The sequence below is a fragment of the Acinetobacter sp. LipI_23 genome (assembly GCF_058243045.1).
This window is the reverse complement of sequence record NZ_JBZAYJ010000001.1, coordinates 983,628-1,009,638: the sequence shown is the minus strand read 5'-3', so window position 1 is coordinate 1,009,638 and position 26,011 is coordinate 983,628. Positions and strand designations below refer to the sequence as shown.

Below are 26,011 nucleotides of genomic sequence, written 5' to 3'. Positions count from 1 at the left end.
TAAATCTTTAGTCGACTCAAGCACAACCCCTAAAGTTATTTAATCACATCTAGCAAATAACGCTGTGCATTATGCTCGGATTCGCCTTCAGCAGGTGTCGCACGGAGCCATGTTCCATCGCCCTGTAGTAACCAAGCTTGTTGATTATCCTGCAAATAGGTCAACAAACCTTGCTGATAAATACGTTTTTTCAAAGCAGGATCTTCAATTGGGAAACAGGCCTCAACACGATTAAATAGATTTCGGTCCATCCAATCGGCACTCGAACCATAAATACGCGCATCGCCATTATTACTAAAATAGAAAACACGCGTATGTTCTAAGAAACGCCCCACGATCGAACGTACACGAATATTTTCCGAAAGCCCTAGCAAGCCCGGGCGTAGACAACAAATTGAACGAATAATGAGATCAATTTGTACACCTGCTTGTGATGCCTCATACAGCTTATTGATCAGTTGCACTTCGGTTAATGCATTCACTTTCACAATAATTTGTGCTTTCTTGCCCGCTTTGGCATTGGCAATTTCATCATCAATAAAATTGATCAGTTGTGCATGGAGCGTAAACGGCGCATGAAGTAGCTTTTTCAGCTTCGCCATTTTCCCCATACCTGTCAATTCTTGGAAAATACGGTGTACATCTTCACACAACTCTTTATCGGTCGTGAGCAAGCCATAGTCGGTATAAATACGCGCATTACCCGCATGATAGTTACCCGTTCCCAAGTGTACATAACGAACGAGTTTATTATTTTCACGGCGTACCACAAGAATCATTTTGGCATGGGTTTTATAACCCACAATGCCATAAACAACTACTGCACCCGCTTCTTGTAGCACATTTGCCACTTCGATATTTGACTCTTCATCAAAACGCGCACGCAGCTCAATCACTGCGGTGACTTCTTTCCCATTACGCGCCGCTTCTGCTAAGACCTGTACAATTTCAGAGTCTGCACCACTACGGTATAGGGTTTGTTTAATCGCCAACACTTGTGGGTCACGTGCCGCTTCACGTAACAAGTTAATCACAGGTGCGAAAGACTCAAACGGATGATGTAGTAAAATATCCTGTTTCTGCATTGCAGAGAACATGCTTTCCGACTTTTTCAACACCTTAGGAATAACAGGAATATGTGCGTCATACCGTAGATGTGGGCGTTTAAAATTGGACAATAAACGCGCCAAGTTCACAGGTCCTTCAACTTTATACAACTGCTCTTGATGCAGATCAAATTCATCTAGCAAGTAATTATAAATATGTTCTGGACAGTTTTGTGTAACTTCCAAACGTACTGCTCGTCCAAAACGACGTGAACTTAACTCACCTTTCAGTGCTTTGGCTAAGTCTTCAACATCTTCGTTGAGCGCCAAATCAGCATTCCGTGTGACACGGAACTGATAACAGCCTGTTGCTGTCATCCCTGGGAACAAGTCAGAAACATGCTCATGGATGATAGCTGAAAGCATCACATGATGCTCTTTTCCACCTGTGAGTTCATCCGGTAGACGAACCACACGTGGCAATGAACGTGGTGCAGGAACAACGGCCAAATCAATCTGACGACCAAATGCGTCTTTCCCTTCCAAAGTCACAATAAAGTTGAGACTTTTATTCACTAAACGCGGAAATGGGTGCGCAGGGTCAAGGCTAATCGGTGTTAAGACAGGTGCAACCTGTTCTTGGAAATATTTCTTCACCCATGAAGACTGTGCAGGCGTCAGTTCCCCACGGCGTAAGAAGCAAATGTCTTCCTCACGTAGTTTCGGCAGAATTTCATCATTGAGAATACGATACTGACGTTCAATTGCAGCATGTGCAGTTTGCGAAATTTGGTCGAGTACTTGGCGTGGGGTTAAGCCATCGGGGCTACGACTTTCATTACCCAGATCCAACTGTTCCATGACGCCTGCAACACGAATTTCAAAGAACTCATCTAAGTTACGTGAAAAAATCAGTAAGAAATTCATCCGTTCTAACAGCGGATGTAAAGGATCTACGGCTTGTTCCAATACACGTAAATGGAAATCTAATATCGATAACTCACGGTTAATATAGCGATCGTTATACGCGTATTCAGGTTGTAGTATCGGAGATGTGCTTGCTGCCGTATTCATAGCTAACCTTTGATTATTTGAATGCGTTTTATCATGATAAGTATGCTTCAATTTTGTGACAATTTCATAAAAAAAAGCCCTTAAATTTGGGCTTTTTCACATCAATCAAATTAAGGGATATCGCTATAGCGCATATACTTTCGAATCATGCGCTCACGGTTTTGTAACTTACGGTCATTTTGATGATCTTGGTAGTATTTCGGATTGGGTAAAATGGCCGCTAAAAAGACCGCCTGCTCTCGGCTTAAGCTACGTGAACTTTTACCAAAGTAGTGTTGGGTTGCAGCTTCCACGCCATAGATATTATCGCCAAACTCCACCGAGTTCAGATATACCTCTAAGATGCGTTCTTTGCTCCACATCCGTTCCATCATCCAAGTTGCAACAGCTTCCTGACCTTTACGAATGAATGAACGCTTGTTATATAAAAATAAGTTTTTGGCCAATTGCTGAGAAATCGTCGAACCACCCGCAACCACTTTGCCCGTGTCATTATTACGCTCAAGCGCCGCTTGAATCCCATCCCAGTCAAAACCATGATGTTGCATAAATTTGCCATCTTCAGCTGCAACAATGGCTTTTTTCATGTACTCACTGATCTCGTCATAATCACGCCATTCATGTTGAATAGGCTTAGATGGCTCAGACCAATAATCAATCCGCATAAACATGGTGGTTTCCACTGGCTTGTAACGCCACCACGCTAGGCTTGCAAAAATCCACAACTGTACCAAAAGCACTAAGCTGACAATGACTAACAAACTACGAACAATAAAAGCTTTCATGCCAGTGGCTTACTCCAAAAATCATTTTTATTCATGCTAAGCTTGGGCAAATATAGCAAAATTTTAGCAAGAATAGCATGACCGAGCTTACACCTCCGCAAATCAAAACAAAATTCGACGTACATTTATGGTGGATTACTGCCGTCATTATTGCCGTGAATGTTGGGCTGTTTTTTTGGCAAGTCCTGCATGGCATGGATGTCAGCAATCCAAGTACGGCTGATGCCATACGCTGGGGAGCAGACTATGCACCGCTCACCTTCTTGGCTGAACCAATGCGTTTATTGAGCAGTATGTTCTTTCATTTTGGCTTGGTTCACCTCATGTTGAACATGTGGGCGTTGTATATTTTTGGCAGTGTGTTGGAGCAAATGTTTGGACGTGTCTATTTTCTTGCGCTATATGTTCTTGCTGGTCTCATGGGTAGCTTGCTCAGTGGTTATATTGCCATTCAAGACAGTTATGAACTAATTCGTGTGGGTTTAGCAAAACCTGAACTATTGCCTAGTGTCGGTGCAGGGGCTTCCGGTGCCGTCATGGGACTGGGGGCAGCACTGACGGTTCTATCGCTCCTGCCGATGCTCCCACAGCAACGTTTTATTTTAGATAAAAAGACTTTGCTCATCGTGATGGGTATCAACTTAGCCATGGGCTTTATGATTTCAGGGATTAACAATGCCGCACATATTGGCGGCATGTTGATGGGTGCTGTTTTGGCGGCACTTTGGTATCTCTCCCAAAAGACGCAGCAGCGTTGGATTATGCCGCTGAGCCTTGTTTTGGCAGCCTGCGGTTCGTATTGGTTTTACTTACACTGCCAAAACCTTGTGGTCTATATTCAACCCTTATGGTCAGAAGTGTTAATGATGATGCGTCAACAGCTCAATTTCTAAGATTCAACGCTTAAGATATTAAGAGATCAATCACGATTGATTGATCTCTCTCAAACTTTGTAAAGGTGGAATCTCACTGAGATAACTTAAGCGATAACGCCCAATCAGCGCGCAGAGTAAGGTCATGAACAATGGTAAAATGAGCCAGATTTCCCAGTGTGGCTGAATGGCTAATCCCATGCGATAACATGCGACCGCACTTATCGCTTCAGCAAATAAACAAGAAACCACACCTGCCATAAAACCAATAAAGCCAATTTCTAGACTGAGCATGCTTCTGAGTTTTTGCTTGGAACCACCAAATGAACGTAATAACGCCACTTCACGTTTACGCTCATCCATAAGTAAGTTCAGGCAAGCAATTAAAACCAGAATACCTGAAATACTCACTAAAACCGCAAGGATCGTGACAATCTGCACCAACACCGTCACGATGCGCTTAATTTCATCTAAAATTAAACTGACATCAATAAAGACGGTATTGGAAAATTGTTGAATAATGCTGACCAACTTCGCTTTGTCAGAATCGGGTACATAGAAACTACCCAAATAACTGCCCGCATTTTCATCCATAGTGTGGGGCGTAAAAATAAAGAAGAAGTTTGGGCTAAAACTTTCCCATTCTACAGTTCGTAAGTTTGCCACTTTGGCGTGAATAACGCCCTCTGGTAAGCTAAAGGTCAGTTGATCCCCTACTTTTATCCCAAGCTCTGTTGCAGTATTGGCTTCTACCGAAACTTGTCCTTTTTCTGTCAGGTTTGATGCGCCAGAGATAATCACATTATCTTTAGGATAACGGTCTGCTTGAGTCAAATTTAATTCACGACGCAAGGAATTATTTTGCTTCACCAAATCCTCAGCAAAAGGCTGTCCATTTTTGGCAATCAGTCTACCTCGAATATTCGGATAGAGCGGCGTACTGTTCCAGTGATTCTGCTCAATTTGTGCTTTTAATTTAGGCATGTCAAAAGGCGGTAAACCATAGACAAACTGATTCGGGGTTCCCGCAGGAATTTGCTGCTGCCAACGCTCTAACAAATCGGTTCGTAATACAGCTAAGACCGTAATTAAACTAAGTCCCAAAGCCAAAGCGGTAATCTGAAATGCAGTCTGGTAAGGCGTGCGGACATAAGCAGAAATCGCATTTTTTAAGCCACGGATAAACTTCAAACTCAGCCAGACTACAGTGTATAACACTACACATAGAAGGATAATTGCACCAATTATCATGGCTGTCAGTACCATGTTTTCAGTCAGAACGATACTAAACAGAACTAGGCTAGCCGTTCCTGCGAGCAACATCCAAAACATAGCCGAAACCGATTTTTCTTGACTGCGAATGACACGGATCGGTGGAGTATTTAACAGTTCCCAAAAACTCGGTAAGACAAAACCCAGAAGCACTACGGCACTGGTCAACATGGCAATCGGAATCGGCCCGAGCAGCATATCCCAAGCTGAAAACGCAATACTTAAGTGTGGAATCAGTTGTAACATCAACTGTAACAGGCCATAACCCAGCCCTACCCCCACGGCACTCCCGACCAGCATCGCAAGCAAGAACACCACACCCAACAAGCTGAGATAAGCCCAGAGAATTTGTGACTTCGCCGCCCCCATACAACGCAATAGCGCAATGTGATCTTGATTTTGTTGTACAAAGCGCTGACTGGTCAAAGCAATCGCAATTCCACACAGCAAAATCGTTAAGATATTCGCCAACTGCAAAAAAGTGTCCAAATTTGCAATTGGTTTCATTAAACGGGTATTACCCTCACTGGCATTGCGTAGGCGTAAGCTGTTTTGTGGCTCTTCAGCATTGACACTTTGAGCTGCCGCATCTACGTCCATAGGTGCTGCATTTTGCTTCTTAAAATTTGCTTCAAACTGCTGGGTATTTTGTGCTGTACCTGCCATCAGTAAACGATAGTCAATGCGACTACCGACTTGTATGGCATTGGTCTTGGCAATATCTGCTTCAGAAATAATCACCGTTGGCGAGAACCCAGAAAAGCCTAACTCTTGATTGGAATCATGCTCAATCAAGCCTGTCACCTTAAAAGTACCATCTGCAATATTGAGTTGATCGCCCAGTTTAACCCGTAGCAAATCCATAGCACGCTGACTCAACCAAGCTTCACCTGAAGCAATATGCTTCGCAGCAGGCTGAATGCGTAAATCTCCACGCAGAGGGAAGGCTTGATCGATGGCTTTGACATTGACCATAACAAACTGATCATCGGTATATGCCATCGAACTAAAGACAGTGACTTCGGATTGTTTTAAATCGAGAGCTGTCGCTTGTGCTTTCCATTTCGGATCGAGTTTTTGACTGTCCGTTAGAACCAAATCCCCTGCTAGCATCTCAGCGGCTTGCAGCGCTACGGCATTTTGAATTTGCTCATTACTAAACTTCAGCGCGGTCGTTGCACTGATCGCGAGAATCAACGCAATAATCAATAAATACACACCGCTACTTTTAAAACTTTGCTTCAGCAATGGCTGAAATAGAGAATTCATTTTATCCTCCCGTTCGAGGATGTTCGATCAACTGACCATCGAGTAATTCAAAATGACGCTGGCACTGTTCTGCAAGCGTATGGTCATGCGTCACTAAAATGAGAGTCGTACCCAACTCACGGTTCAATTGAAATAATAGCTGCTCAATTTCTCGCGCAGTTTGACTGTCTAAGTTTCCTGTTGGTTCATCGGCAAAGATAATTTTTGGTTCAGCAATCAGCGCACGGGCAATTGCGACGCGCTGCTGCTCCCCACCCGAAAGTACCTTCGGTGTTTGGGTGGCCTGTCGCTCTAATCCAACCTTTTGCAACAAACTCAAAGCACGTTGCTCCGCTTCAGCGAAGTTAAATGATGGATGAAGCCGTAACGGCAGCATCACATTTTCAACAGCAGTCAGGTGTGGTAGCAGTTGAAAGGACTGAAACACAAAGCCAATATGCTTTAAACGCACCTGTGCACGCTGTTCTTCATTGAGCTTGGAAATACTTTCACCACAAACGATTAACTCACCACCGCTAGCCTGATCTAAGGTCGCCAAAATACCCAGTAAGGTAGACTTTCCTGAACCTGAACGTCCTGTAATTGCGACTTGTTCACCTGCTAATATGCTCAGACTCAAATCTGAGAAAATGGTCAGTTCTTTTTGCGGAAGTTTAATCTTTTGTGTCAGTTGCTGGGCAGAAATAATCACTTGTGGCATGATGCTTACATCACTATGAACTTGGGTCATAACATCCCTATATGCAAATATTCATGCAAAATCGCAAATTTAAAAAACGTATCAGTTCATACTTGGTTTTGCTTGCACTGTGCCTAAGCCCCACTTGGGTTTTTGCAAAAACCGTGATGGTTTTAGGAGATAGCATTAGTGCAGGTTATGGCATAGAACCACAGCAAGCATGGGTAAATTTACTGCAAAAACGGTTAGACCAACAGTATCCGAAACAACACAAAGTGGTCAATGCCAGTGTGAGTGGTGAAACCACCAGTGGCGCTTTGGCTCGTTTACCCAAACTGTTGCAAACGCATAAGCCAAATGTGGTGGTGATTGAGCTTGGCGGGAATGATGGGCTGCGTGGTCAACCACCTCAGATGATTCAAAAAAATTTAGTGCAACTGATTCAACAGAGTCAAAAAGCCAATGCCACCGTGGTTGTCTTGGGAATGAAAATGCCACCAAACTATGGCACAGCCTATAGCAAGGCATTTGAAAATAATTACAAAGTGGTTAGTCAACAATACAAAGTGAAATTACTGCCCTTCTTCTTGGAAGGTGTAGCGGGAAATAAAAGCCTGATGCAAAAAGACTTGGTCCATCCAAATGGCAAGGCACAAGCTATTTTATTAAATTTAGCTTATCCCTATATAAAAGGCGCTTTATAAAGCGCCTTTTATTCTGATCATATCCGCTGATCAGAAGTCAAAAAAAACCACTTCACCACTTTCAAGTGAGTACTCAGCGCCAACCACTTGTAACTTGCCTTTGGCAATCAAGCTTTCAAGCACAGCTGAGCCATGACGTAACTGATTTACAGAGGCAAATACATTTGAACGTACTGCGTGTTTAGACAGTTTGTATAAATCATGTTTCAGTTCAGTTTGCATCAAGGTTTCAACCGAAGGACGGACACGGTTTACAATCGACATCAAGTTTGCAGATGGTGGGCTATCTGGGTTCATCAGGGTGTCAATGGTGGCTTGAATCGCACCGCAATGGCTATGACCAAGTACCACAACTACTGCACAGTCATAACGCTCAGCCGCAAATTCAACACTGCCAACTTGCGAAGGTGCAACCACATTTCCTGCAACACGAATAACAAACAGATCACCCAAACCTTGGTCAAAGACCATTTCTGCAGGCACACGAGAATCGGAACATCCGAGTACAATGGCAAATGGATTTTGGTCTTCCGCCATCTCTGCTCGTGCTTGGTGAGACAATTGCTTATGGTGGGTTGTCTCACCCGCTACAAAACGTTGGTTACCTTGTTTTAGACGGCTTAAAGCTTCTTGAGCTGTTAGCATTCCCTTTCCCACTCGGTTGTTATTAAGTTGGACTAGTTTAATCCCAGCGAAATTGATTGTCACTTGCAAAAAACATAGCGACTTCTTTTTTTGCTTAATTTTAAATTTGCATTTTATCTCAAACAAATCGTTATGCAGTTCACACTTTATCCAAATGCAGTATATCCTTTCAAATAAATAATTAATGACATTTGCATGAAAGCTATTAGAATCAAACAGACCTGTAAATAAACATAAAAACCATTCAAAATCAGAGCATTTTTATCTTATTCGGTCAGTTTTTTCATTCATCTCCGTTTAAGGATGAACCATGATGATGCGCTCAAAATCCGTCTTGAAACAAAGTTTAAAGGCCGGTCTATTCGCCTTAGCTTTGTCATTTCCTTTCGCCAGCCATGCGGTCGAAAATACCATCATCAAAGACAAACTCAGTTTACAAAGCTACCTTCTACAAGAACGCGTCACCGCCGGCTTAAAAACCAAAACACTTAAAGTGGATGATATCGTTTGGAGCTATAACGAAGGCGGTGCCGTTGATAAGCCAACGATTTTGCTGATTCATGGTTTTGCTGGAAATCGAGACAATTGGAACCGTGTAGCACAGTTTCTAACGCCTTATTACCACGTGGTTATCCCTGACCTTCCAACCAACGGCGACACCAAAGTCCCAGATGATTTTGATCTCTCTATGCCAAATGTCACAGAGCGACTCCGTCGTTTTGTTGAAGCTATTCATATACAAGATAAGCTGAATGTTGCAGGACATTCCATTGGTGGTTCAATTGCAACTCTATATGCCGCACAATACCCTTTTGACACGCAAAGTTTGTTTTTATTGAACAGTGCGGGCATTTATAAAAACGCCAACACCAACTATGCCAAAGACCCTCAATATTTAAAGCACTTGATTGTGAGCAAGCCGGGCGATTTGGATGATGTGATGCAACGTGTCATGCAAACCCCAATCAAAATGCCCTATTATTTAAAACGCGCCCAAGAAAAACAGTTAATTACTCAGGCTGAAAAAAACAGTAAAGTGATTGATCAATTGGTGACCTTGAACCGAATTTATACCACAGACTCCTTTGCTCGAGTGACCCGAAATATTGAAGCACCCACCCTCATTTTGTGGGGTAAGCAGGACAAAATTATCAATGTCGAAGTGGCGAATGAGCTCAAATCCTTATTGAAACGTGCTGAAGCTCCTGTCATCCTTAACAATGTTGGTCATATGCCACTTTTGGAGGCAGAACAAGCAGTTGCACAGCACTACCTGCCTTTTCTTGCAAAAACACAAAAGTTAAAAAATCCATTGGCTGATAAACTGATTCCACTAAATTAATTTTGTTGAGTACGTATGCAGAAACACCCGATGATTGAGCAACTCATTGAAGCTCATCTTAATTTTTTAGATCATGAGTTTTCGCAAGCAAGTACCGTACAAAATGAATTCATCCTATTTTATCACTGGTTTAGAAAACAAACTTTGCAGCAACTGTGGAGCTTTGAAGACATCAATGCGCTTTTGCAAAAACAAATCCTAGCCACACCTGCGACCGAGCATCTAATTTCACAAATTGCAGAGCACATCAAGTTTGCTTTAATTCATCCCATCAATGAATCAACAAAAATTGCCGATGTGATTCCTGTACTTACCATCGACAAAATTGCGCAGTATGTCGCGAGTAAAAGTGGGCACCGTCAACGCCTGATTAAAACTGTGGTAAATAACCCAGCTTTTTCAGCCATGATTACCCAGCTGATTCAACACTCGATTCAAGACTATTTGAACAACTCTGTGATGACTAAACGTGTGCCGGGTGTTTCTAGTTTTATGAAAATGGGCAAGTCCGTACTGGAAACCGTCACAGACTCAAACCTAAATGACACTATTGGGCATTATTTACAAAAGAACATCTTAAAACTCAGTCAAATGAGTGAACAAGTGTTAAATCAAAACTTTAATGATGAAAAGCTATATTACTTTCAAGCCAACCTCTGGCACAAAATCAAAGATATGCCTTTATCAGTTTTGAAAAATTATATTGAAGTGCAGGACTTGCCTCAAACTGTCGCTATGGGGCACGAAATTTGGGAGCATATGCGTCAAACCGACTATCTGCAGCAACAGGTGCATGATGGTGTTTACGCTTGGTACATTCGCAACCAAGAACTTTCTCTTGATTTACTACTACGCGACTTAAATATCGACGAAGCCTTAGTCCAAAATCAACTTCAAGATTTGTTGAACCCTATAATTCAAGAGCTCATTCATTCTGATTACTTACGTGATCGAGCACGCTATTATTTAGAACAGTTTTATTATTCTGACCAAGCACAGAGTATTTTAATCCCCTAAATAAAAAGACCCGTTGAAGAAACGGGTCTTTAATTCTAATTTCTATGTATTAGAAATTAGCAACAAAACTTACACCATAGCGACGACCATCTAAAGTTTGCTCGCCATCAGCATTCTGTGCAGTTTCATCTAACACATTATAAACACCAAATTTACCTTTGAAGTTTGGTGCAAATTTATAGTTAAAACCAACATCGAGGAAGTTATATCCAGGAATTGGGTCAGACATACTTGAACGACCTAAATACGGTGTAGTTTCTCCGCGCACATGTAATCGGCTCCAAATATTCAAAGCATCGGTTAAGTCATGATCTACTGTTACATTAAATACATGTTCAGGCATGCCATTTAAAGGCTGCCCTTTAAATTGACCTGATTTAATTTCTGTATCTGTAAACGTATAATTTGCAGTTAAGGTTGTATATTCAGCTAATTTGGCATCAAATGTCACCTCTACACCACGTAACTCAGCTTTACCAATGTTTTCACGTGTGCTGATAAATGCAAATGGAATACCGTTTTCAGAACATTTCCACGTTGAAACATCATTACGGTTGTAGTCAGCATTACCCGTTGAATCACATTCACGAATTTCTTCAATTCGATCTTTAAACTGAGTTAAATAACCTGTAATAGAGGTATTAACGTAATCATTGTTCCAGTAAAAACCTAATTCTGAAGTAACAGTTGATTCTGGTTCTAGGTCTGGATTTGCTTTAATAATTCCTCGACCCGTTGTTGTTGGAGAACCACTTCCTCCTGTCACACTATAGAAGCCGTCAGTCACAGAACGAATATCTGGTTGTTTATAACCTGTAGAAACCCCACCCTTCACGGTAAATTGGTCAGTAAAGTTATAAACACCATAAACTCTCGGAGAAATATTTCCTTGATATAGTTCATCATGGTCATAACGAGCCCCAAGCGTTAAATTAAAACGATCGGTTAAACTCCATGTGTCTTCTAAGAATGCAGCAGCTGACCAGCGTGTCAATTCATCAAACTCTGGAACCAACGGATTTCGGTTTGTTGCTCGATCTAACAAACTTTCATCTTTATAATACCCACCAAAAGCCAGTGTATGATTACCTAACAACCAATTCCACTGTGTATTTGCAGTCCATGTTTCTAAATCAATACCCTTCGTTCCCACGACTGTATTTTCACGATCTGGGTTTTTAGAATTTTCATATTGAATATAAGATTTACTATCCAAATTATCGGTATATCGCCCATTATGCGTTAAGGCATAAACACTACGTATATTTCGACTTGCAGAGTCAGTACCTGTTGCCGCAACCGTTTTACCTGCCGTAGCCTCAGACTCTTGTGTGAAGAAATTTGCCTCTACAGCTAAGTCGTGTTGATCATTAAGCACATAAGTTAAACGTGAATTTAAACTTTCCGTTGTATGGCCTGTAAAACCACCTAAATAAGAGTCTTCTTTTCTCTCTAAACGATTTAGACCTAACTGCAAGCCAACTTTATCTTGAATAATCGGCCCTGCTAAATAAACAGAACCATTACGAATGTCTCCAGAATTATTTTTATCCTGAATAGTTGTGCCTAACTCAACATTCCCAGTCCAAACATCCGTCACCTTTTTAGTAATAATATTAATTACACCACCCATAGCATCAGAACCATACAATGTAGATGCTGGACCACGGATAATTTCAATTCGCTCAATGGATGCAACTGGAGGAAGAATATTTTTCTCCATACCATAGTCATCGCCATTTGGGTTAACGTCTTTAGAATATTGACGCTTTCCATCGACTAAGAACAAGGTGTAATTCGAAGACATTCCTCGAATACTAACTGTTTGACTTGCATTTTCACCCGTAATAACAACACCCGGAACACTTCTCAAAACATCTGTAATATCGTTATATTCACGTTTATCTAATTCTTCACGGCTAATCACAGTAATTGATGCTGGTGCTTTTGAAACATCCTGCTCATAACCCGTTGCCGATACAACAATCGTCTGTAATTGTGTTGCTTCTTTCTCTTTTGTTGTTTCTACAACGTCATTTGCCATCGCAAATGAACTCATTGCACCTACAACCGCTAAAGCTAAAGTTGATCTCGTCAGATTTTCACCCATAACGCATACACCCAAATACAAAAAAAGGAGAGATTGTGTAAATTTCGTAGGGCATTTTAACAAATGATAAACATATTGCAATTAATATTAATAATTATTCTCAGTTATATTTTAGCTTTAGATAAAATATAACCCCCTAATTTAAGGAGGTTATTTGGTAAAATGGTTTAAAAATTATTTGAAGTACGCGCCTTCTGCCTGCGTATGATCCGTCTGGTCGATAACACGACGTAACTCAGGAATGTGTTGTTGCAGAGTCGTTTCAACACCTTGTTTCAAGGTGACATCAATTGCTGAGCAACCTTGGCAACCACCACCAAATTTCAATACAGCCGTTAAACCATGCTCTTCATCTTCAACAACTTCAACCAATGCACAGTTACCGCCATGACCAGCTAGACCTGGGTTAATTTCAGACTGAAGAATGTAAGTAATACGCTCTTCAATCGATGCATCAGGACCAACGCGTGGCACTTTCGAATTCGGTGCGCGGAATGTCAATTGCCCACCAAAACGGTCTTTATTGTAATCAATCACCGCATCCAACAAATATGGAATAGACGGTGTGTCGATATATGCAGGAAAGTCTGGATAATCTTGACGATAATCAGTTGGGATCACTTCTTCAGGCGCACTATATGCCATACAACATTCAGCACGTGGTGTACCCGGATTTTCAACAAATACACGTACAGCAATGCCCGGTGTATTTTGTTTTTCTAATAAATCACGTAAATACTCTTGTGCAGTCGGAGTAATCAATAAGTTTGGAATTTCCTCTGCAACTGCAGTGCTGCTGTTCTCAGTCGACATAACAATCATTTCCTCAAGCTGAAGTTGCTATTTTAACTGAAGATGCGGGGTAATTAAAAAAAATCAACCAAAATTGTCGGATTTATTGTGAAAGTTCATCTTTTCGCTCAATTTAATGGCATTATGACCACAAGATAGTTATATGCAGAACATCTCAGAAATGTTGGATTTACCTTTTAATCATACAGTTACGATCATTATTATTACGGTGATTATTTCTATGGTGGCATTTTCAAATCAGAACGTGATGAACCGACTGATTTTCTGGCCTCCTGCGATGCAACGTGGACAATACGATCGTTTTATTACCCATGGCTTTATTCATGCCGATGGTATGCATCTCCTGTTCAATATGTTCACCCTGTTTTTCTTTGGTAGCATCATTGAAAGTTTTTACCGTCAATACTTCTATGAGTTAGGTTTTGTTTTGTTTTATTTGGGTGGCTTAATTTTTGCCATTTTACCAAGTTATTTAAAACATAAGAATGATGTGCGCTGGGCAAGCCTTGGTGCTTCTGGTGCGGTCTCTGCGGTATTGTTCGCTTATGTGTTGTTTGAACCTTGGAAGCTGATTTTTGTGTTTTTTATTCCCGTACCTGCGATTATTTTTGCAGTGTTGTACGTGGCATATAGCATCTGGTCAGGTAAAAAAGGCAACTCCAACATCAATCATAGCGCCCATCTTTGGGGAGCTGCTTATGGGGTCATCATGACCTTAATTTTAGAGCCGCGTCTTATTCCACACTTTCTGAACAAATTAACCCAGTTACCTATTTAAAACTAAACCCCTAGATTGCAAATGGATTGCATTCATACGCGTATAAGCTCAGTAACATTTTTTCACAGCAACGGGTGGTCCTAATTTTTACAATGAACATCAGGACCACAATAAACCAAGGAAATTGCGATGAAAATAATGTCTATATTTGCAGCCTTGATGATCAGCCTCAGTTTTACAGCCTGTGCGGTACACACCCCTGAAGGGAGTATCATCGTCGATCCTGATCGTTCTTATTATCCTCATGGCCAAGGCGATTTCTGCCCACCCGGACAGGCCAAAAAAGGTCGCTGCTAAACTCAAAAGCCTTCTATTCAGAAGGCTTTTTTATTACATATATTTTTACATAAATTTGGCATGAAATGCCAAGCAGGAATTTGATTTGGCATAGATAATGTTTACAACTGTATATAAATAGCAAATGCCAGTGAGATTTCTTGCATGTCCAATCCCTTAGATGGTCTTCAATTTCCAATTTACTCGAAAACAAAAAAAGTTAGTACCTCACGCACAGGGAAAGAGATTATTGCAGAGGCCTTAGCCAATGTTGATCATCAAACCTCTGTGGCCGCACTTACAGAAAAAAACTGGCGTAAACTCTATCCATGCTATTTTAAATCCTTAGTTGAATTTGGGATTCGCAATCAAATTGCACCGATTCAAATTGCGCAAGATGGGCTCAACAAAGCACAGAATGTGTTTGAGTTTTATCGCGATGGCCAAAAGCATCTCCTCAAAGATGTAATGTCACTTAAAACGACACCGCTACACACCATCAAACTCAAAGGTGAAAGTGATGCTGCACCTGAGTGGTCAGTGCCTTATAAAGGCCAACAACTCAAAGGAGGTGCTTTACTTGCACAAATCCAAACGTGGTTAGATGCAGGTGTGATTGAACCCAGTCATGCTGAAGCACTGATTGCCTGTGTGGAACATCCTGAATGGTTTGATTTATCTGACCGCACTATGGTTTTGTTCGGTGCGGCATCTGAAGCTGGTCCACTCACATGGTTAGCCCAATGGAAAGCCAATATTGTGGCGGTTGATTTACCCAATAGTCGTGTATGGGGCAAAATTTTAGACACGATCCAACACGGCAATGCCACGTTATATGCCCCATCAGTTGAAGCTTTGAGCGCGGAAACACCTGCGTCTGTGCTTAAAGAAAAACTTGGTGCGAACTTACTGACACAAGTGCCTGAAATTGCACAATGGTTAGTACAAAACCCACATCAGTTAGATTTGGCTGCGATTGCTTATTTGGATGGTGAAAAACATGTCCGCGTTTCCGTTGCAATGGATGCGATCATGCAATATGTCAGTGCACAAAAAGCAGATACCAGTTTGATGTATATGTGTACACCTACCGATGTCTATGCAGTTCCAGAGGAAGTCATTACAGCGTCTGAGCAAAAGTTCAGTGGTCGCTCTAAAACGCAGCAGATGATTAGCAAGAGTATTTCAACCCTCAGCGGGCAACTGTTCTTTAAGAAAAACTTACATGAGCTCGTCGAGTCGGATAATGACAAGTCTTATGGCATCACCGACTGTTTAGTGATTGAGCAAGGGCCGAACTACGCATTGGCTAAACGTATTCAACAGTGGCGTGCAATACTTGCTCGATCAGAAGGTCAGCGCGTCAGCATCAACATTGCACCATCAACCACCACGCATTCCGTCACCAAAAATCCACTGCTCAAAGCCGCATTTAATGGGGCGAGCTTGTTTGATGTTGAAGCCTTTAAGCCTGAAACGACCAATGCCATCATGGCAGCTTTATGGATCCATGACCTGCGTAATCCTGCGTCTGTAGCTAACCCAGAGGTCAAACTTGAACATCCTTTAGAGCTGATGATGCATGGTGCAAACCATGGTGGCTTATGGCGTGTAGCTTATTTAGCACGTACTGCACTGCCCTTTGCAGCACTTTATGGCTTTGCCGCAGATAAACTACCTTTAGACAAAGTCTGGGCGAAGTTCAAAAAGTAAAATATGAACAGCATCGTTCATAAAATACAGAGCTAAAAAAAAACGCTACCTTAGGTAGCGTTTTTTTTTATTGGTTTTTACCAATCAGATTAAACAAACTGTAGGAACAACCAAAACAAACCACCTGATAAACAGATTGTTGCTGGCAAGGTAAAGATCCAAGCCGAAAGAATGGTTCTTACTGTTGCAAAGTTCAGACCAGACTTGTTTGCCACCATGGTCCCTGCAACCGCAGAGTTCAACACGTGAGTGGTCGATACTGGCATACCAAAGCCATCCGCGGCTGCAATCGTGGTCATCGCCACCAACTCGGCTGACATGCCTTGACCATAAGTCATATGGTTTTTACCAATACGCTCGCCTACAGTCACGACAATACGCTTCCAGCCCACCATCGTACCTAGACCTAAAGCCAATGCTACAGCCACTTTCACCCATGTTGGGATGTACTGTAAGAATGAATCAAGGTTACTACGATATTCTTTTACTGTCTTCTTGCCCGCTTCAGACATCGCCGGCAATTGATCCGCTTTATCCAAACGTTTGAACGCTGTCGTGCTTAAGTACATGTCATTACGTAGTGCAGAAACTTCAGCTTCAGGAATATCTTTAAGATCTCCATAATGACCAACACGCTCACCCAAATGATCTGTCAAACTAGCTAAAGCAGGTACAACTTCTGGGGTCATTTCTTTGGTTTGAATATACTGCGTGATCACCGTACGGGCTTTTTCATCTGCAATATCGTTATGATTCGGATAAATCACAGCCGCCGTTTGATCTGAAAGTTGAGCAAATGACTGAATGTGCTGTGAATCTAAATTCTTATTTAAAGAATAAGCCAAAGGCACGATACCAATCAAAATCAGCATGATTAGACCCATACCTTTTTGACCGTCATTTGAGCCGTGTGCAAAACTCACACCGGTACAGGTAAAAATCAAAATAGCACGAATCAGTGGCGGTGGTGGTTTGTTACCTTCAGGTGGTTGGAACAGTTCCAGTTGTTTCTTAAAGATTTTTTTCACCAATAAGAACAATACTGCTGCAAAAGCAAAACCGATCATTGGTGAAAACAGTAAAGCTTTACCGACCTTAATCACCTGATCCATATCGACACCCGAAGCACCACTGCCTGAATGCATCAGGTAGTTCATGATGCCCACACCCAAGATTGAACCAATCAAAGTGTGTGAACTTGATGCTGGAATACCCAAGAACCATGTGCCCAAGTTCCACAAAATCGCAGCAATCAACATGGCAAATACCATGGCAAAACCTGCGCCTGAGCTGACATTCATAATCAACTCAACGGGCAGCAACGCAATAATACCGTAAGCCACTGCACCACTTGCGACCATAACCCCAAGAAAGTTACAGAAACCTGCCCACATCACCGCAACAGGTGCAGACAGTGCATTGGTATAAATGACCGTTGCAACCGCATTGGCAGTATCGTGAAAGCCATTTACAAACTCAAAACCCAAAGCAATAAACAATGCCGTTGCTAAAAGGATTAAAGAGTAAAGATTCAGTGCAGGAACATGCGATAAGTCAGCAGAAAGCTGAAAGCCAATATAAATTAGCGTTGAAATAATGACCGTTAAAAACACCGGCATAAAAAATTTCGGTGTAGGTACGTGCACATTCGTCGACTTGACCTGTGTCACGTGCACCTGATCTTGGACGGGAGGAATATTAGAATTCATGCAGACGGCTAAAGAGGATATCAATATCCCCTATTGTTCAATTTAATTGTGACAATTATATGACAAACGCGTGTCACATGAAGCCAATTTTTTCATAATTGGCTTATTTTAGATCAGCAGTAAATCACCTATAGGCTTTGAACGCACTGTGCTGGCTCAAAATTTAATTTTTCGGTGCGGATTACGCTGAATTATTTTCTTACATTTGGCTGTACTGTCTGTAACAATCTGCTCTAATCAATATTTTTTCATCTCTATTTATTCTGATCTATTAACATAGCGGTTCTATATTTCACTTTCGTGAAAACTAAAGCTAAATCAGCCTTTTTTATTTGCCATATAGCCAATACCACTTGAATTAGGCATCAATCAACCTGCTTTTCTGCTAAAATATTGCACGTTTTGAAAACCTGTTTGTGAGTTTTGAATGTCTACACTTGCCACCTTAAAAGCACTTCTTGCCGAGCGCATCCTTATTATCGATGGTGCAATGGGTACCATGATTCAGCGTCACAAGCTCGAAGAAGAAGATTATCGTGGTGAGCGCTTTGTAGATTGGGCTTCTGACCTCAAAGGCAACAATGACCTTTTGGTGTTGACTCAGCCACAAATTATTCAAGGCATTCATGAAGCTTATTTGGATGCGGGTGCAGACATTATTGAAACCAACAGCTTTAACGGCACACGTGTTTCGATGTCGGACTACCACATGGAAGACCTCGTTCCAGAGATCAACCGTGAAGCAGCACGTTTAGCGCGTGCAGCATGCGACAAATATTCAACCCCAGATAAACCACGTTTTGTTGCAGGCGTACTTGGCCCAACCTCACGTACTTGTTCTATTTCACCAAATGTAAATGACCCAGCGTTCCGTAACATCACCTTTGACGAACTCAAAGAAAACTACATTGAAGCAACCCATGCCTTAATCGAAGGTGGTGCAGACATCCTCTTGATCGAAACCGTATTTGATACATTAAACTGCAAAGCGGCGATCTTTGCTGTTAAAGAAGTATTCAAACAACTTGGTCATGAACTGCCGTTGATGATTTCAGGTACCATTACCGATGCATCCGGTCGTACTCTTACAGGTCAAACCGCAGAAGCGTTCTGGAACTCGGTGCGTCATGGGGATTTACTCTCAATTGGTTTTAACTGTGCGCTCGGTGCGGATGCCATGCGCCCACACGTTAAAACCATTGCTGATGTTGCTGATACATTCGTCTCTGCCCATCCAAACGCAGGTTTACCAAATGCCTTTGGTGAATATGATGAAACCCCAGAGCAAACCGCAGCCTTCATTAAAGAATTTGCAGAAAGTGGTTTGATCAATATTACAGGCGGTTGCTGTGGTACGACGCCTGATCATATCCGTGCCATTTACAATGCAGTTAAAGACATTCAGCCACGTCAGATTCCAGAAACCAGACCTGCATGTCGTCTCAGTGGTTTAGAACCCTTTAATATTTATGATGATTCCCTGTTTGTTAACGTCGGTGAACGTACCAACGTTACAGGTTCAAAAAAGTTCCTACGCTTAATCCGTGAAGAAAAATTTGCTGAAGCTTTAGAAGTTGCACAACAACAAGTCGTTGCTGGCGCACAAATTATTGATATCAACATGGATGAAGGGATGCTCGATTCGCAAAATGCGATGGTGCATTTCCTCAATTTAGTTGCATCTGAGCCTGATATCTCTCGTGTACCGATCATGATTGACTCATCAAAATGGGAAATCATTGAAGCAGGCCTAAAGTGTGTTCAAGGTAAGGCTGTCGTGAACTCAATTTCCTTAAAAGAAGGTTATGACGAGTTTGTCGAAAAAGCACGTTTATGCCGTCAGTACGGTGCAGCGATTATTGTCATGGCCTTCGATGAAACTGGTCAGGCAGATACCGCAGAACGCAAGCGTGAAATCTGTAAGCGTTCTTATGATGTTTTAGTCAATGATGTTGGCTTCCCCGCTGAAGATATTATTTTTGACCCGAACGTGTTTGCAGTGGCAACAGGGATTGAAGAACACAACAACTATGGCGTCGATTTTATTGAAGCCACAGGTTGGATCAAACAGAACCTACCGCATGCCATGATCTCGGGTGGTGTCTCTAACGTCTCCTTCTCCTTCCGTGGTAATGAACCTGTACGTGAAGCGATTCACTCGGTGTTCCTTTACTATGCCATTAAGCAAGGCATGACCATGGGTATCGTGAACGCGGGTCAAATGGCGATTTATGACGATATTCCAAAAGAACTGAAAGATGCGGTTGAAGATGTTGTACTGAACCAAAACCAAGGTGAATCAGGTCAAAACGCCACAGAAAAATTGCTTGAAGTGGCAGAAAAATTCCGTGGTCATAGTGGCGCGCAGCGTGAAGCTGAAAATCTTGAATGGCGGAATGAGTCGGTTGAAAAGCGTCTTGAATACGCACTAGTAAAAGGCATCACTACCTATATCGACGAAGATACCGAAGAAGCCCGCCTCAAAGCCAAACGTCCTCTTGATGTCATTGAAGGCGCATTGATGGATGGTATGAACGTGGTCGGTGATCTATTCGGTTCGGGTAAAATGTTCTTACCGCAAGTAGTAAAATCTGCACGCGTGATGAAACAAGCTGTGGCATGGCTGAACCCGTACATCGAAGCCGAAAAAGGCAATGCACAATCTAAAGGCCGTGTTTTGATGGCAACCGTAAAAGGTGACGTACATGATATTGGTAAGAATATCGTGGGCGTGGTCTTGGGTTGTAATGGCTATGACATCGTTGACCTTGGTGTAATGGTACCTGCGGAAAAAATCTTGCAAACCGCGATTGATGAAAAATGTGACATCATCGGTTTATCTGGTTTGATTACCCCATCTTTAGATGAAATGGTGTTTGTTGCCAAAGAAATGCAACGTAAAGGCTTCAACATTCCATTGTTGATTGGTGGTGCGACCACCTCTAAAGCGCATACCGCAGTCAAAATTGACCCGCAATATTCCAATGATGCAGTGATTTATGTCGCCGATGCTTCTCGTGCAGTCGGTGTGGCAACTACCCTACTCTCGAAAGAAATGCGCGGTAATTTTATTGCCGAGCATCGTGCTGAATATGCCAAGATTCGTGAACGTTTAGCCAATAAGCAACCAAAAGCAGCCAAACTCAGCTATGCCGAATCAATCGAAAATGGCTTTAAAGTCGATGTGAATTATGTGCCACCAATTCCAAATACAATGGGAACACATGTACTGACCAACTACCCACTTGCAACATTGGTGGAGTATTTTGACTGGACACCATTCTTTATTTCTTGGAGCTTGGCAGGTAAATTCCCGAAAATCTTAGAAGATGAGATTGTCGGTGAAGCTGCAACGGATTTGTATAATCAAGCACAAGCCATGCTCAAAGATGTGATCGAGAATAATCGTTTCGATGCTCGTGCTGTATTTGGTCTATACCCTGCTCAACGTACAGGTGCAGATACAGTCAGCGTGTTTGACGAAACAGCGCAGAAGGTTACGCATACTTTTGAACACTTGCGTCAGCAATCTGACAAAGTCACAGGCAAACCGAATTTATCTTTAGCCGACTTTATTAGCACCTCTAAAGACAATACCGACTATCTCGGTGGTTTCACGGTATCAATCTTTGGTGCAGAAGAATTGGCGAATGAATATAAAGCCAAAGGTGATGATTATTCTGCAATCTTGATCCAGTCTTTAGCGGATCGTTTTGCCGAAGCATTTGCGGAGCATTTGCATGAGCGTATCCGTAAAGAGTTTTGGGGCTATAAAGCTGATGAGACTTTGGGCAATGAAGAGTTAATCAAAGAAAAGTATGTCGGTATTCGTCCTGCACCAGGTTACCCTGCTTGTCCTGAGCATTCTGAAAAAGCAGTGTTATTTGACTGGTTAGGTTCAGAAGCGAAGATTGGTACGAAATTGACTGAACACTTTGCAATGATGCCCCCTTCTTCTGTCAGTGGTTTCTATTATTCACACCCTGAAAGTGAATACTTTAACGTGGGCAAGATTTCTCAAGATCAGCTTGAAGATTATGCAAAACGTAAAGGCTGGACACTGGATGTAGCGAAGCGTTGGTTAGCACCGAATTTAGATGATTCTATTGTTTAATTTAGAATAAAAAATCTCCCCTAGCCCCTCTTTTTCAAAGAGGGGAAATGTCATGTGATTAAATAAATTACGTGACAGTTTATCCTTGAACAAGTTTTAAAGTACTACTTTAAAACGAAGTGTAAGAAGGGAGGTTGAGAAGGATTGTTAATTAATTCCTGTTATAAACCTCAAGGTATCTTTTGCATAACCATGCAAAGTCGAGAAGTCTATACCTTGAATACAAGTATCAAAGCCATCAGCATGATGATAAGTTTTCGAAAATTCATTGATTGACTGAATTTCAGCCAATCTTTGATTTTTATCAAATAAAGGGCTTTTTACATTTTTTTCTTCTCTGATCATTGTAATCATATTTCCTAGCCAGAGATCCTCAGTAAAAGTCTTTGGAAATAGAAATCTTAAATATGCTTCAAGAATTGGCCGCAAAGATCTTGCTATTTCAGCTTTTTGTTCCTCTTTTCCAGCATGAACAAAGTCCCAAAGCTTATAATATTCCTGATAATAAGAATGTAAAACATAAGAGTCAAAATTTTGGCGCACAACTAATTTACTATTACAGACTTTATTACTATTTGCATCTAAAGGATCAAAATCTATTAATCTAGTTTCAACTTCATAACACTTCGCAAATTTTGAAATAGCACTTAATTTATTTATATCTGAAAGAAAAAATGGATCATGACTTGAACCGTACCGGGTTTGTCGGAGAGTCAATATTCTGAGAAACTATCCCGATGACAAAATTAAAATATACCCCTGAAATCAGAGAAAGAGCGGTTCAATTACTAATTGAATCTGAAAAAGATTATCCTTCTACTTGGGCAGCAATCACAGCTATTGCTCCTAAAATCGGTTGTACTCCTGAAACATTGCGTGTTTGGTATTTAAAGCATCTGGATCAACTAAATCCTGCCAAAGTACAACAGATATCTGACCAAGAAAAAATGAAGCAAATGGAACGTGAAATTAAAGAATTAAAACGTGCCAATGAAATTCTACGCAAAGCAGCCGCTTTTTTCGCCCAGGCGGAGCTCGACCGCCCACACAAATAATGGTGGATTTTATCCATAACAATAAAGATCGATATGGTGTTGAAGCGATTTGTAGAATTTTACCTATCGCACCTTCAACCTATTACCGGACTTTAGATCTCGCGGACAATCCAGAACATCGAGCGAAACGAGATTTACATGACTTGCATCATGCTGAACAAATTAAACGAATTTGGAAGGAAAGTTCAGGTCGATATGGTGTACGTAAAGTCTGGCAAAAATTAAAACGTGAAGGCTATATTATTGCACGCTGTACAGTTGCTCGATTGATGCAAAAGCTAGGTATACAAGGTGTTTGGCGTGGTAAGAATAAACAAACTACTCGTAACCGAGATGACCAAAAACGGGCAGATGATTTAGTGAAACGTAATTTTAATGCTGATCATCCAAACCAACTATGGGTGGGTGACTTTACGTATATTCAAACTCATTCAGGCTGGGTATATACCGCATTTGTTATTGATGTGTTCTCACGAGCAATTGTTGGATGGAAAGTATCTACACGGATGAATACAGATATGGTGCTCGATGCATTGGAGCAAGCATTGCACGATCGAGGTATGCCTAAGAATGTGATTCATCATTCAGATAGAGGTGTTCAATATCTTTCTATTCGCTATACCAATCGTTTAGAAGCTGCAAATTTACGAGCATCAGTCGGTACAACTGGTGATTCATACGATAATGCTCTGGCTGAAACGGTGAATGGCTTATACAAAACAGAGGTGATTGAATATTTAAAAGCAGATTGGCAAGGTTTAGCAGATGTACAACTTGCGACACTAAACTGGGTATATTGGTTCAATAAAAAGCGTGTACACAGTGCACTGGGTTATGTATCGCCTTTTGAGTTTGAAGCAATGTACTATGATAAGATTAACCCGTTAGGTCAGGTGGCCTAACTTAAATAAAAAAATCTCCGACAAACCCGGTACGGTTCAACTTAAAACAAAGGCTTGAAACTCTCTTTCAACCAAGTACTGAATTTCTTGAATCGTAGCCATCCTTCTATGCTCGTCTAATGAACTCATTGGATCATCAAAAAATATGATTGACGGTTCGAAATTTTCATCCTTAAATTTAGATAGAAAAAAAGCAAGGGCTAAGGCTGATTTATCTCCAGAACTTAAAACTCTATCGAAAATTATCTCATTATGACTTAAAATTGATAGTTCCTGATCTAAAAATGTAATTCCGTAAGATATACGGCTTGCACCTCTATGCCCTTTGTTATCTTTTTCGAACTTACTAAGCCTAATCATTGAATTAAATTTCTTTAATAATTCGTTGATTCCATCTTTATACTTCTCAATAAGAATCTGTTGTTCTTCTAGAACCAAATCTCGTAATTCAGTCATCGATTTTGTTTTAGCATCTTTATCTATCTTATATTGACTAAAATTGTCTAAATCAGAAATTACTTCATTTGAAAAACGCAACTTTGAAAACCTTAAATCTGTAATTTTTTGATTAATATCTTTACTCTCATCTTTAGATAAAGTAGCCAAATACTCATCAACTCTTTGATTAAATAACGAAACTTTATCATTATAATCAGTAAAATTAGATTCTTCATAAACAACTTTCAAAAGTTGATCGAACTTATCAAAATTAACATTTACTAAAATATCTTTTTCTTTCTTCTCGATCAGATTTCTTACTTCATGAAAGAAAAGCTTGTAAGCATTTTCCAATGCCTTTAATTCATAAGTAAAATCTAATGTCTCTATCCTATCTGCCCATATTTGCATCAGATCAATATTTGTAACTATTATTACTTTTAATTCATCAATTCGTATTCCAATTTCATATGCTTTTTTCTCAAAATTTGGATATTTTTTTAGTTCAAAATCATCACAAGCTTGTTTATACGATTCAGTTATAAACTCACTATAAAAACTAAAGATAGGTGAGTTATTTAAGTTCTGAGCACAAAATGGACAACTATTAGTATCAGTAACTAAATCTAGACCATCTTTGATCCAATGCTCATCTTCTTTTTTTAAATGTTCACTCATATGCTGAGTGACTTTTTGTTGAGCAACTTGAGATATCTTCTCTAATTTAGATTCAAATATATTTTTATCAAAAGATGGAGTAACAAAACTTAATAATGTGAGCCTTTTCCTTTGTCTATACAAATTAACTGATTTTTGATCGTGTAGTTTTTCATTTAATTTATCAATTTCTAAATCAATATTCTCTTGAAATTTAATTTTTCTTATCTGTTCTATAGTTTTATTACCAAACTGTGACTTTAGCTTTGCTTCCAATGGCTGCATTAAAGTTGTTAAAGTAGTTATTTCACTTTTTAATTTATCAACTTCTTTTTGTTTATCAACTGATACTTTTCCCAAACAAAAATCATAATAGTTTACTAACTGAGAGCTTTCCACTCCATTTGAAGAATATAAGTTTTCATCTACAAAATCTTGATTGAAAATATGGAATTCAGGAGCTTGGTCTAAAGTAGTCAATGTAATGTTTTTACCCTTGACTATAAAATTAAACAAGGGTTCTTTTTCCGTCTCCAAGGGAGCTAATTTCTTGATCTTTGCTATATCTCTTTTATTAATTAAGTCTAGAATTTTTGTTAGTGTCGATTTTCCAGCTCCATTCCTTCCGTAAATTAAATTTAACTTACCAAAATCATTCTCTGAACCACCTTTACTACCAGTATGTTGCCATTGTTTTACATTCTCTAATTTAATAATTTTCGTAAACACTGAATCTTCTCT

The 26,011-nt window shown here is 40.7% G+C and carries 19 protein-coding genes and 1 other annotated feature; of the genes, 9 read left to right on the top strand and 10 right to left on the bottom strand.

The window, feature by feature from the left end; all coding sequences use genetic code 11:
- Positions 1-35: 35 nt before the first annotated feature.
- Positions 36-2,120, bottom strand: coding sequence for a polyphosphate kinase 1 (gene ppk1, locus AC4CVD_RS05005; RefSeq protein WP_348959611.1), 2,085 nt, complete (start codon positions 2,118-2,120; stop codon positions 36-38).
- Between the two features lie 110 nt (positions 2,121-2,230).
- Complete coding sequence (mtgA, locus tag AC4CVD_RS05000) at positions 2,231-2,905, bottom strand: monofunctional biosynthetic peptidoglycan transglycosylase (protein WP_490752259.1); 675 nt, start codon at positions 2,903-2,905, stop codon at positions 2,231-2,233.
- A 77-nt stretch (positions 2,906-2,982) separates the two neighbouring features.
- Between mtgA and AC4CVD_RS04995 the strand changes: the two genes are divergently transcribed.
- Entirely contained in the window at positions 2,983-3,798 is an 816-nt protein-coding gene (locus tag AC4CVD_RS04995; RefSeq protein ID WP_317110325.1) for a rhomboid family intramembrane serine protease, read from the top strand.
- A 30-nt stretch (positions 3,799-3,828) separates the two neighbouring features.
- Here the strand turns inward: AC4CVD_RS04995 and AC4CVD_RS04990 are convergent, their stop codons facing one another.
- Both AC4CVD_RS04990 and AC4CVD_RS04985 read right to left on the bottom strand, forming a co-directional pair.
- Positions 3,829-6,318 (bottom strand): ABC transporter permease, encoded by a 2,490-nt coding sequence (locus AC4CVD_RS04990; protein WP_490752256.1) that lies wholly within the window; start codon positions 6,316-6,318, stop codon positions 3,829-3,831.
- Position 6,319: 1 nt separating this feature from the next.
- Positions 6,320-7,048 carry an ABC transporter ATP-binding protein gene (locus AC4CVD_RS04985; RefSeq protein WP_279665997.1) on the bottom strand — a complete coding sequence of 243 codons (729 nt, stop codon included), beginning with the start codon at positions 7,046-7,048 and terminating at the stop codon, positions 6,320-6,322.
- A 23-nt stretch (positions 7,049-7,071) separates the two neighbouring features.
- Between AC4CVD_RS04985 and AC4CVD_RS04980 the strand changes: the two genes are divergently transcribed.
- Positions 7,072-7,701, top strand: coding sequence for an arylesterase (locus AC4CVD_RS04980; RefSeq protein WP_078425433.1), 630 nt, complete (start codon positions 7,072-7,074; stop codon positions 7,699-7,701).
- Positions 7,702-7,731: 30 nt separating this feature from the next.
- Here AC4CVD_RS04980 and AC4CVD_RS04975 read toward each other — a convergent pair whose 3' ends face one another.
- Positions 7,732-8,346, bottom strand: a complete 615-nt coding sequence (locus tag AC4CVD_RS04975; RefSeq protein ID WP_078425432.1) for a carbonic anhydrase — start codon at positions 8,344-8,346, stop codon at positions 7,732-7,734.
- 310 nt (positions 8,347-8,656) lie between these two features.
- Between AC4CVD_RS04975 and AC4CVD_RS04970 the strand changes: the two genes are divergently transcribed.
- Complete coding sequence (locus tag AC4CVD_RS04970; protein WP_062034416.1) at positions 8,657-9,688, top strand: alpha/beta fold hydrolase; 1,032 nt, start codon at positions 8,657-8,659, stop codon at positions 9,686-9,688.
- 15 nt (positions 9,689-9,703) lie between these two features.
- Positions 9,704-10,705, top strand: coding sequence for a hypothetical protein (locus tag AC4CVD_RS04965; RefSeq protein WP_490752253.1), 1,002 nt, complete (start codon positions 9,704-9,706; stop codon positions 10,703-10,705).
- 49 nt (positions 10,706-10,754) lie between these two features.
- On the opposite strand, the gene AC4CVD_RS04960 is transcribed toward AC4CVD_RS04965, so the two are convergent.
- Together AC4CVD_RS04960 and nfuA are read right to left on the bottom strand one after the other, a co-directional pair.
- A complete protein-coding gene (locus tag AC4CVD_RS04960) occupies positions 10,755-12,815 on the bottom strand; it encodes a TonB-dependent receptor domain-containing protein (protein WP_490752251.1) in 2,061 nt (686 codons plus the stop codon).
- A 174-nt stretch (positions 12,816-12,989) separates the two neighbouring features.
- Positions 12,990-13,628 (bottom strand): Fe-S biogenesis protein NfuA, encoded by a 639-nt coding sequence (nfuA, locus tag AC4CVD_RS04955; RefSeq protein ID WP_004981041.1) that lies wholly within the window; start codon positions 13,626-13,628, stop codon positions 12,990-12,992.
- Positions 13,629-13,788: 160 nt separating this feature from the next.
- Between nfuA and AC4CVD_RS04950 the strand changes: the two genes are divergently transcribed.
- The 3 genes from AC4CVD_RS04950 (at position 13,789) to AC4CVD_RS04940 (ending at position 16,395) form a co-directional block, all read left to right on the top strand.
- Complete coding sequence (locus tag AC4CVD_RS04950; protein ID WP_058869197.1) at positions 13,789-14,406, top strand: rhomboid family intramembrane serine protease; 618 nt, start codon at positions 13,789-13,791, stop codon at positions 14,404-14,406.
- 129 nt (positions 14,407-14,535) lie between these two features.
- Positions 14,536-14,703: a hypothetical protein gene (locus AC4CVD_RS04945; protein ID WP_004694400.1), complete on the top strand. Its 168-nt coding sequence runs from the start codon at positions 14,536-14,538 to the stop codon at positions 14,701-14,703.
- Between the two features lie 144 nt (positions 14,704-14,847).
- A complete protein-coding gene (locus AC4CVD_RS04940; protein ID WP_490752249.1) occupies positions 14,848-16,395 on the top strand; it encodes a hypothetical protein in 1,548 nt (515 codons plus the stop codon).
- 89 nt (positions 16,396-16,484) lie between these two features.
- Here the strand turns inward: AC4CVD_RS04940 and AC4CVD_RS04935 are convergent, their stop codons facing one another.
- Positions 16,485-18,104: an inorganic phosphate transporter gene (locus AC4CVD_RS04935; protein ID WP_005399885.1), complete on the bottom strand. Its 1,620-nt coding sequence runs from the start codon at positions 18,102-18,104 to the stop codon at positions 16,485-16,487.
- A 427-nt stretch (positions 18,105-18,531) separates the two neighbouring features.
- Here AC4CVD_RS04935 and metH point away from each other — a divergent pair, with 427 nt between their 5' ends.
- Positions 18,532-22,218: a methionine synthase gene (metH, locus tag AC4CVD_RS04930; protein ID WP_490752247.1), complete on the top strand. Its 3,687-nt coding sequence runs from the start codon at positions 18,532-18,534 to the stop codon at positions 22,216-22,218.
- A gap of 147 nt (positions 22,219-22,365) precedes the next feature.
- Here the strand turns inward: metH and AC4CVD_RS04925 are convergent, their stop codons facing one another.
- Positions 22,366-22,935 (bottom strand): hypothetical protein, encoded by a 570-nt coding sequence (locus tag AC4CVD_RS04925; protein WP_490752245.1) that lies wholly within the window; start codon positions 22,933-22,935, stop codon positions 22,366-22,368.
- A 20-nt stretch (positions 22,936-22,955) separates the two neighbouring features.
- Between AC4CVD_RS04925 and AC4CVD_RS04920 the strand changes: the two genes are divergently transcribed.
- Positions 22,956-24,175, top strand: a protein-coding gene (locus AC4CVD_RS04920) for an IS3-like element ISAba19 family transposase (protein ID WP_490752243.1) whose coding sequence is annotated in 2 segments (ribosomal slippage) — positions 22,956-23,232 and positions 23,232-24,175 — 1,221 coding nt in all. Because the reading frame shifts where the segments join, the coding sequence is not laid out codon by codon here.
- Positions 23,231-23,347: a sequence feature (AL1L pseudoknot), on the top strand. (Overlaps the previous gene by 117 nt.)
- Positions 24,176-24,211: 36 nt before the next feature.
- Here the strand turns inward: AC4CVD_RS04920 and AC4CVD_RS04915 are convergent.
- Positions 24,212-25,999: an AAA family ATPase gene (locus tag AC4CVD_RS04915; RefSeq protein ID WP_490752241.1), complete on the bottom strand. Its 1,788-nt coding sequence runs from the start codon at positions 25,997-25,999 to the stop codon at positions 24,212-24,214.
- Positions 26,000-26,011: the final 12 nt, after the last annotated feature.